This window comes from Microcoleus sp. D3_18a_C4 (assembly GCF_036702415.1).
Classification (GTDB): Bacteria; Cyanobacteriota; Cyanobacteriia; order Cyanobacteriales; family Microcoleaceae; genus Microcoleus.
Map to the genome: position 1 here is coordinate 1 of NZ_JAUBTI010000063.1, position 8,302 is coordinate 8,302.

The 8,302-nt window shown below is 44.7% G+C and carries 11 protein-coding genes; 5 read left to right on the plus strand and 6 right to left on the minus strand.

The annotated features are described in order from the left end of the window. On the plus strand, window positions 1–236 hold a 236-nt coding region (locus QUB16_RS22610; RefSeq protein ID WP_333319572.1), incomplete at its 5' end, for a hypothetical protein. A 3-nt stretch (window positions 237–239) separates the two neighbouring features. Here QUB16_RS22610 and QUB16_RS22615 read toward each other — a convergent pair. The 3 genes from QUB16_RS22615 to QUB16_RS22625 form a co-directional block, all read right to left on the minus strand. Continuing rightward, window positions 240–1,175 carry a fused MFS/spermidine synthase gene (locus QUB16_RS22615; RefSeq protein WP_333319575.1) on the minus strand — a complete coding sequence of 312 codons (936 nt, stop codon included), beginning with the start codon at window positions 1,173–1,175 and terminating at the stop codon, window positions 240–242. Window positions 1,176–1,361: 186 nt separating this feature from the next. Continuing rightward, window positions 1,362–1,961, minus strand: a complete 600-nt coding sequence (locus tag QUB16_RS22620) for an adenylate/guanylate cyclase domain-containing protein (RefSeq protein WP_333319578.1) — start codon at window positions 1,959–1,961, stop codon at window positions 1,362–1,364. A gap of 6 nt (window positions 1,962–1,967) precedes the next feature. After that, on the minus strand, window positions 1,968–2,699 hold the full coding sequence (locus tag QUB16_RS22625; protein ID WP_333319580.1) for a response regulator: 732 nt from the start codon (window positions 2,697–2,699) through the stop codon (window positions 1,968–1,970). A 325-nt stretch (window positions 2,700–3,024) separates the two neighbouring features. Here QUB16_RS22625 and QUB16_RS22630 point away from each other — a divergent pair, with 325 nt between their 5' ends. Continuing rightward, window positions 3,025–3,387: a hypothetical protein gene (locus QUB16_RS22630; RefSeq protein WP_333319581.1), complete on the plus strand. Its 363-nt coding sequence runs from the start codon at window positions 3,025–3,027 to the stop codon at window positions 3,385–3,387. A gap of 223 nt (window positions 3,388–3,610) precedes the next feature. Here QUB16_RS22630 and QUB16_RS22635 read toward each other — a convergent pair whose 3' ends face one another. After that, window positions 3,611–3,913 (minus strand): ABC transporter substrate-binding protein, encoded by a 303-nt coding sequence (locus tag QUB16_RS22635; protein WP_333319583.1) that lies wholly within the window; start codon window positions 3,911–3,913, stop codon window positions 3,611–3,613. Then, complete coding sequence (locus QUB16_RS22640) at window positions 3,903–4,352, minus strand: iron chelate uptake ABC transporter family permease subunit (protein WP_333319585.1); 450 nt, start codon at window positions 4,350–4,352, stop codon at window positions 3,903–3,905. The genes QUB16_RS22635 and QUB16_RS22640 overlap by 11 nt, the downstream gene beginning before the upstream one ends. 196 nt (window positions 4,353–4,548) lie before the next feature. On the opposite strand from QUB16_RS22640, the gene QUB16_RS22645 reads away from it, so the two are divergent. The 3 genes from QUB16_RS22645 to QUB16_RS22655 all read left to right on the plus strand — a co-directional run bounded on the left by QUB16_RS22645 (window position 4,549) and on the right by QUB16_RS22655 (window position 6,940). Then, entirely contained in the window at window positions 4,549–4,995 is a 447-nt protein-coding gene (locus QUB16_RS22645) for a SufE family protein (protein WP_333319587.1), read from the plus strand. A 14-nt stretch (window positions 4,996–5,009) separates the two neighbouring features. Continuing rightward, entirely contained in the window at window positions 5,010–5,915 is a 906-nt protein-coding gene (locus QUB16_RS22650; RefSeq protein ID WP_333319590.1) for an alpha/beta hydrolase, read from the plus strand. Between the two features lie 68 nt (window positions 5,916–5,983). Continuing rightward, window positions 5,984–6,940 carry a DUF6282 family protein gene (locus QUB16_RS22655; RefSeq protein WP_333319591.1) on the plus strand — a complete coding sequence of 319 codons (957 nt, stop codon included), beginning with the start codon at window positions 5,984–5,986 and terminating at the stop codon, window positions 6,938–6,940. 244 nt (window positions 6,941–7,184) lie between these two features. Here the strand turns inward: QUB16_RS22655 and QUB16_RS22660 are convergent. Continuing rightward, a partial coding sequence (locus QUB16_RS22660) for a right-handed parallel beta-helix repeat-containing protein (RefSeq protein ID WP_333319593.1) occupies window positions 7,185–8,302 on the minus strand: 1,118 nt, incomplete at its 5' end.

An 8,302-nucleotide genomic window follows, 5' to 3' on the forward strand; every position in this document is an offset into this window, starting at 1 on the left:
GTCCCGCCCGTCCTTTTTGGACGGGCGGGACGCCCATCCCACAAACTTGTGGAAGTTATTTAATTCTCATTCCTATATCAAATCCGGTGGCATCGGATTTGATATTACCTACAGTCAGGAGACGACGCCGTGCGGTTTCCCTACAATTAATCGGGCGATGGTTATATCTCTTATATTCGTATCAGCAACAGGCTTTCCGGCCTGTTCCACAAAGAGTAAACCGGGAGTTATTATAAATATCAGAATAACCAGCAATCAAAATAACCAGCGGGAGGCGAATCGTCATGCAAAATTTGAGCTTGGTCTAAATTAGGTATAGCTTCCGCCAATTCTCTACCTAATTTTACTTCCTGTGCTCTCTCTGTTAAGGGAAATGAAAATTGATAGCCATCTTGCAAATATTTTGCCCTAGCAACAATCTCGTCTTTCTCTAAAATAGCGCTGTTGCTACCAATCAAAACGCTGTTAATGTCCTTCCACGGACACACGCACACCTGAGAGAACACGCTTTGAAAAGTCTTGATTTTTTCCGCATAAAACTCATCTCTTTGCAGCAGATTTACCAGCACAACTCCTGCTGTTGACAAGTGTTTTTCGCAGATTTGATAAAATTCTTTGGTGGATAGGCGGTGGGGAAAGTAGCCGTTGCCAAAAGCTACGTCGATCATGATGATATCGTACTGAGTATCTGATTTTTGCTGCTCTAAATACTCTCTGCCGTCTTGAATTGTTACAGTTAGCCGATCGTCCAATTTAACCCCAAAACACTGTGTAGCTGCTTCGATCGCGATCGGATCGACATCCGCACATTCTATAACAGTTTCCGGCAAATAGTGGTGCAAAACTAACGGAATTCTGCCGCCGCCAAATCCAGCTATGTAGATTCTTTGAGGTTGGTTTTGCCACACTAAACCTAACATCATCGCCTGAGTATATTCAGACACTAGATGTAAAGGATTGTTGAAATCGAAAACAGATTGCAGTAAATCTGTTTGCTGATTTATTTTTTCTACTAAAGATAGCTTAATGTGCGATCGCTCTTTTGTGACTGCAACATAGTGAACACCCGACTCTTTGCAAAAAATAACTTTGTCTGGCTGTTGCTGCAGCCAAGCCAGCCGCTGTCCAATAGCGGATAAATTAATAGATTGCCAAGTTTTGTGTTCCTCAATCATCTGATTTTAAATTTTATTTAAATTCGATATTCTCTAGGAATATAGTCTCATCAACCCGGTTGGTACGCAAATAGCGGAGTAGCCGAAACTCTGCGAATAAACCGGGTTTATAGCGAAGGCTGGCCAAAGTCATGTTCTCCTTTTCCAGCAGGGCCAAGAACGAGAAGACCACAGAAATTCACCCGATTACAGCCGCTTGTACGCCACCAATTCCAAACCTGAAACCGAAAGCTCCACTTTTTCCCAATTTTGCTTGTCACCTTCCAACTTTTCAAAGGCTGCTGAGGTAAGCAAAATCTCTCCGCGTTCCGCCAAATCCTCTCCCAGCTTGGATGCCAGATTAAATTCCGATCCGTACATATCCTCTCCTTCCAGCATCAAAACATCGCCACAGCCAATACCAATGCAGAGGTAAATATCCATCTCCGGCGGCAGTGTCGTGTTGACAGCCGCCGTTTGTTTCAAAGAGTCGATCGCAGCTTCCACCGCTGATTTTACATCGGCAAAAACTGCAAAAATATTGTCGGCTTCCTCCTTAACTACAGTGCCGCCGTATTCTGAAATTATCGGTTTGACAATTCCGTGCATCCGGTGAATCATTGCCAAAAAATGAATAATTCCGTAGCGGACTGTCGTGCGCGAGAATCCCGACATATCCATTACTAAAATGGCGTAATTTTTGCGAAAAGATTCATTAATTTTTGCATCAATTTCCGCCATTCTTTCGGGATGCTCGTTTCTTTCTTGCAGCAACTTTTCCAAGTTAGCGCGGTTATTTGTTTTCATTTTTGTTTAATTAAATTCCCAATCGCGACACAGTTCTTGAGGGCGGCCAGCAGGATGCACCGCACAATTGATGCCATCCTTACCGTAATAATAATCGCAGACTTTGCAAGGTTTAGTTTGCTCTAATTTTTTCATCAAAATTGTTCGGATTGTCTGGACTCGGTTGCGATACTTGTTTGCATTCGAGTGACTCGGTTCAATTGCCAAAGCTTGCTCGAAAGCTGCTAAGCTGGAATCGTACAATTTAATAATTTGCGAACTGTATTTTGTCCAAGCATCGGCATGGCTTTGATACAGTTCGACTGTACTTAAATTTAAAATTCCGTATTCTGTCCAAGCGTCGGCTGAAGCTGGATCGAACTTAATATTGGCATTGAGCAAAACTTTTTTGATCGTTGCTAAAAGTTCCCTCGGCTGCCAAGGTTTGCTAACATAAGCCTCGGCGCGATCGCGCTGGAACCTCGCAAATAAAGCTAACTGCTGTCCCTTGCCTGTTAAAAATACCACCGGTATGTTCCGAGTTTCGGGATTAGCTTTAATTAAACGACAAACCCCGTAGCCGTCCAGACGGGGCATTATGACATCTAATAATACTAAATCAGGACAATTTTTCTCAATTTTATCCAGCGCTTCCACACCGTCAGATGCCTGAATTACATTCAAGCCGCTGCATCTCAACTGATGTGAAATGCACTCCCGCTGGCTGCGGGAATCTTCCACCACTAAAACTGTACTCATCACTCCCCACCTGGTTTCTGAGGTAAACTTGTTCGCTGCTTCGAGTAACCCTTGCTGAAATCAGTTTACCCGCCTTGGATGAATTTGTTATCACTGGCAAGCTAAATTTACTAAAATTGCAACAAATCTTAAACTGGGGAGCAAAGAGGGTACTTATCAGAAAATGCTGGTTGCTAATACGCGGATAATTGTTGAAGGTTTGGGCGACAAATATTGGGCTTTTAAGCCTTAATAACGGCAAATCGTACTGATATGGGACGAAAACCTTGTTGAATTGCAACAGATAATCGGCTACTGTGTACGTTGAAGTTCTTAAGGACGACAAATGAATCGATTGCTCCTCACTTTATTGGTAAGTCCGACGCTGTTTGGATCTGTGATGTCTTTTAGCGCGATCGCAAATCCCGCTCTAATTGGCGAAACACCAAGCCAATCGGCTGATTCGCCCCAATGCGTGCGATCGCCCCACACTCAGCGTCTGACTTGCGTGCGGCTTCCTGGCAAGTCTGCTGCTGTGGCTTCTAAGCCGAGAATTACTTGGCAGCGCCCGGGTGAAGAACGGGTGGCGATGCTGGATTTTTCGGAAGCAGAAAGCGATGAGGCGGTGGCGCTGTTTGGCTGCGACTGCCAGGCGTGTATCAACTCGCTGCGGCAGTTGCGCGGTTTGCCGCCTCTGGATCTGACTTGAGGCCGATCGATCTCATATCTTGCATCATTCTCAATAAACCTTTTATGAACAGGCTCTCCGGCCTGTTCCACAAGAAAACTTATCTTTTCTGGAACAGGCCGGAGAGCCTGTTGCTGACAATGGTGCGCGCTTTTGAGTGCCTTTAGCTTTCTCACTTTTAGAGAAATTATAGTCAATTTGTTCCATCATTTATAGAGATTTTTTATCTCTATAAATCGGGTCTCTACTTTTTAGCTAGAACTTGTTTAAGTTGAGCAGTTGCTTGCTCAATTTTTTCGATACTGCCGGGGTTGACCAATCCGTAGTAGTCAAAAACGTAAACTCGATTATTTTTAGTGGCTGTTAGTTGATTCCAAAATGAATCAGATTTAAATTGGTCTAAAATTCCTTCTCCGCGATCGACTACAATGATAACTTCGGGATTAGCCTCTAAAACCTTTTCCGCTGAAAGCGTCACGTAGCCTCGCACGGGGCTATCTCCTTGCAATTGGGCTGCGACATTTTTCACGTTAAACTTACCCAGCAAATCTCCAGCACAACTGCTTTGATTGGGTGATAAAATCGATCGAAGTTAAAATAGCACCTATCCAAGCCGCCAAAGGCAGCCAAGTTTGAAATATTCCCAAAGCCAGCATGGTAATCGCAACCAACCCCGCACCCGCCGAAATTCCTAATACAAAAGGATCGGCTAAACCGTTGCGGAGCAAACCTTGCAGAAAAGCCCCTGACATTCCTAAAGCCGCACCAACCGTCAGCGCCGCGGCAACTCTGGGCAAACGCAATTCCCAGAAAATAGTCTGATTGACAGCATCACCTAGGTGCAGAAATGCTTGCCACAATTGAGCGGCAGTCATGGGTACCGCACCAAAAGAAAGCGAAAGGGCAATAGTTAATAGCAAACCCAACCCCAAGAATACAACTGCCTGAAAAACTCGATATTTTAGCCAGATTCTTTGCAGAGTCACTACATTACACCACAATCTTGATTAACAGCACTAAATACCATATTTCCTCTGTTTATAACTCTCGAACTTGTTAACTACAATAAGAATAACCGATTCACCAGAAGACGGCTTCAGTGGGAGCAGATGAGCAGGCGATCGCACCCGCCGCCAAAATTAAATGTATAATATTAACGAAGTAAACCGCGACGAGTGAATCATGTCCGCAAACACCGCGCTACCCGCAGCCCTAGCTAAAATCGTTCAGCGCTTTCAGCGACATTCCGATCCCAAACAGCGCTACGAACAACTGCTGTGGTATGCCAAAAGACTCCCAGCATTTCCCGAAAGCGACAAACTGCCGGAAAACAAAGTTTCTGGCTGCGTGTCGCAAGTTTATGTTACTGCAAATTTGGCAGAGGGAAAAGTTTTGTATCAAGGCGATTCAGACGCTCAGTTAGTCAAAGGATTAGTTGGCTTGTTGGTGGAAGGTTTGAGCGGATTAACGCCTGCTGAAATTGTCACCATTACCCCAGATTTTATTCAAGACACGGGATTGAATGTGAGTCTGACACCTTCCCGCGCTAACGGATTTTACAACATCTTTCAAATGATGAAAAATAAGGCGCTTGCTTGTGAATTGAGCAAGCAAGCCGAAGAAAATTAAAAGAATAAACAGCCATGACTCAAACTACCAATTTAACAAAATCACATTCTGGCAACTATCCCGTCGCAGTCCAAGAATATCTCTGGAATTGGCAAGAAACGCAAATAAAAGTTATTTACGAAACCAGAGGACAGGGAAATCCTGTATTGCTGCTGCCGGCTTTCAGTACGGTTTCGACGCGAGAAGAAATGCGTCCTTTAGCAGAATTGTTAGCTTCTAACTTTCAAGTTGTGAGCTTAGATTGGCCGGGTTTTGGCGAATCGGATCGGCCGCGAACCGACTATCAACCGCAATTATACCATCAATTTCTCAAGGATTTTGTTGAGGCAAATTTTAATAGTCCTGTGGCTGTAGTTGCGGCAGGTCACGCGGCGGGTTATGCGATGCAGTTAGCGCAATCCAAGCCCAATGTATGGTCAAAGATTGTCTTAGCTGCACCGACTTGGCGCGGGCCTTTGCCGACGATGAGCAAACAGCAAAGTGGCTGGCACGGAATCGTGAGAGAATTAGTACGATCGCCCTTACTGGGACAATTCCTATACAAACTAAACACTGCGCCGTCATTCCTCAGCCTCATGTACCGCCGCCACGTCTATGTCGATGCAGCTAAAGTCACGCCAGATTTCATCCAAAGCAAATGGCAAGTGACGCAAAAACCCGGTGCTCGATACGGTTCCGCTGCCTTTGTGACTGGTGGTTTAGATACGGCAAAAGTGCGATCGGAATTTACAGATAAATTTCAACAGTTAGCAGTGCCGGTGATGGTTGTAATTGCTGAAAATGCGCCGCCAAAATCCAAGGCTGAAATGGAAGCATTAACGGAATTACCGGGTGTTGAATCGCGAGTTATTCCTGGTTCTTTGGGTATGCACGAAGAAAATGCAGAAGCTTTAGCAAATGCGATTCAATCTTTTATTTGAGAGGATTAAGAGGGGATGAACCGCAGAGGGCGCAGAGAACGCAGAGGGGAGAAGGGAAGAGGGGAGGAATGCAAGCTGTTTTTTTAACGTTAGTTTGGATGGTTTGCTATTGGTTTTGTCTGCCAGTTTATGCTGTCGGAGATCCGCCGATAATCAATTTGCCACAGAGTACGATCGAAGGTGCGATCGACTTTCACATTCATTCTTCTCCTGATGTGATTCCCCGCAGGTTGGATGATTTTGAGGTAGCGAAATTAGCTGCTAGGGCGAAGATGAAAGCTGTTGTATTGAAAAATCATTATGCCAGCACAGCAGGGCGGGCAGTTTTGGTTAATAAAATAGTAGCAGAAATCGAAGTTTTCGGAGGAATTGTTCTCAATCATTCGGTAGGTGGCATTAATCCCGAAGCTGTTGACGCAATGCACCGCATCGGCGGCAAATACGGTAAAGTAGTGTGGTTGCCAACGGTTGATGCTGAGCATCATTTGCAGGTTTTTCACAAGCCGAGAATGGGGATTAAAGTTGCGGAAAATGGCAAGGTTTTACCGGAAACAGCAGCGGTGTTGAAGATTGTAGCCAAAGAGAATTTGGTATTGGAAACCGGTCATATTTCATCAGAAGAAGTGATGGCGGTTGTCGGTGCAGCCAACCTGCTCAATATTAAGAACATCCTGATTACTCACGCAATGGCAGATGTACCCGGTTTGTCCCTAGAAAATATGCAAAAAGCGGCCCAGATGGGAGCTTTTCTAGAACTAGCATTTGTGAACGATTTGATGGGAGAAAATGCCGCTGATGACGGACACAAAAACTGGCATCAAGTTCCTATTAGTAAAATGGCAGCAGCGATTAAACTAATAGGAGCAGAGCATTTTGTAATGAGCACGGATTTAGGAAGAAAACCCGATCCTTTGCCTGCGGAAGGTTACAAATTATTTGTGAAAAAATTGATAGATGAAGGCATTTCCCCGCAGGAAATTGATTTAATGATGAAGGAAAATCCAGCTCGATTGTTAGGCATTTAGAATTGGTAATTGGTAATTGGGTATTGGGAATCGGGGATTGGGAATCGCTAATTGCGAATTCTCTTCCCTCTTCCTTCTTCCCTCTCCCCTCTTCCTTCTTCCCTCTCCCCTCTTCCTTCTTCCTGACATCCGTTACATCCGTTACAGAATCCGTTGCCGAACTTCCCTCTTCCTTCTGCCTTCTTCCTGACATCCGTTACATCCGTTACATCCGTTAAAGAATCCGTTGCCGAACTTCCTTCTTCTATTCTTGATTGTCTTTGCCGCGCAGGTATCCGTTATCTGCTATGCGCCAAGCACCCCCAGCATTGCCCGTTAAATCGCTATCTTCCACGGTAGCAATGCCATCTCTGTAAACGGCGATCGCCTCACCTTCATTACCATTAATCCGACACCGGCGCACGATCAATTTTCCTCCCAATCCGACACCTATTCCCAAACTGCCGTTGTCAAAAATACTGCAATCTTCCACCGTTGCTTTCCCATTATCCGATATAAAAATTCCGTTCCATACCCCATCATGAATTTGACTGCGGCGGAGGATAGAATTTGCATCAGGGCCGAAAATTCCCACCACAGAATAGTCCGCAGAAGTGATATCGCTGTCTTCTACGATTAACTCGCCTTTGCGAATATCTACAGCGTAATATTTTCCAGTAGCACTCAGGGTTAAACCCCGCACTAAAGCAGTATCAGTTGCCATTTTAATGCAGTTTGAGTTGATACTTTCAACCACAATGCGATCGACCTCTCCGCGGCCGATAATTTCTACCGATTTGTCGAGAATTAGACTTTCGCGGTAAACGCCTGGATGCACCTCAATGTGAGTGCCCGGTGCTGCATTTTTCAGCGCTTCGCTAATAGTAGTATAATCGCCTTGACCCTGCTGAGAAACAACAAATCCTTGACTCTTCCCAACTTTGGTATGTGAAGTAGATGCTTTAATTTGCCCTGACTTCGACTCAAACTGCTCAGATTGTCGATCGCCCGCTTCGGAAAGTTGCGATGTTAGCTGCAAGCGTTCTTGATAAACTGTCTCTAGCTGATGTTCTAACTCGCATACTTGAGATAGAAGTTGAGCTTGATTCTGGTTTGCTGTCTCGATTTGACTTTGAGTTTCCGAGAGTTGAGAATAAAGGTGCGATCGTTCTCTGTTAGCAGTTTCTAGCCCAGATGCCAATTCAGAGCGACTTTGACGCACACTTTCTAACTGACTTTCTAAGTCTGATACTTGAGATTGAAGTTGAGTTTGATTTTGATTAGCTGTTTCGATTTGACTTTGCAATTGGGAGATTTGAGAAGTGAGTCCAGATGCCAATTCAGAGCGAATTTGACGCACACTTTCTAACTGATGTTCTAACT

Bases quoted from the DNA above. Each gene is read 5' to 3' on its own strand.
- QUB16_RS22615 (WP_333319575.1), bottom strand. From the start codon at position 1,175: ATGATTGAGGAACACAAAACTTGGCAATCTATTAATTTATCCGCTATT.
- QUB16_RS22620 (WP_333319578.1), bottom strand. From the start codon at position 1,961: ATGAAAACAAATAACCGCGCTAACTTGGAAAAGTTGCTGCAAGAAAGA.
- QUB16_RS22625 (WP_333319580.1), bottom strand. From the start codon at position 2,699: ATGAGTACAGTTTTAGTGGTGGAAGATTCCCGCAGCCAGCGGGAGTGC.
- QUB16_RS22630 (WP_333319581.1), top strand. From the start codon at position 3,025: ATGAATCGATTGCTCCTCACTTTATTGGTAAGTCCGACGCTGTTTGGA.
- QUB16_RS22645 (WP_333319587.1), top strand. From the start codon at position 4,549: ATGTCCGCAAACACCGCGCTACCCGCAGCCCTAGCTAAAATCGTTCAG.
- QUB16_RS22650 (WP_333319590.1), top strand. From the start codon at position 5,010: ATGACTCAAACTACCAATTTAACAAAATCACATTCTGGCAACTATCCC.
- QUB16_RS22655 (WP_333319591.1), top strand. From the start codon at position 5,984: ATGCAAGCTGTTTTTTTAACGTTAGTTTGGATGGTTTGCTATTGGTTT.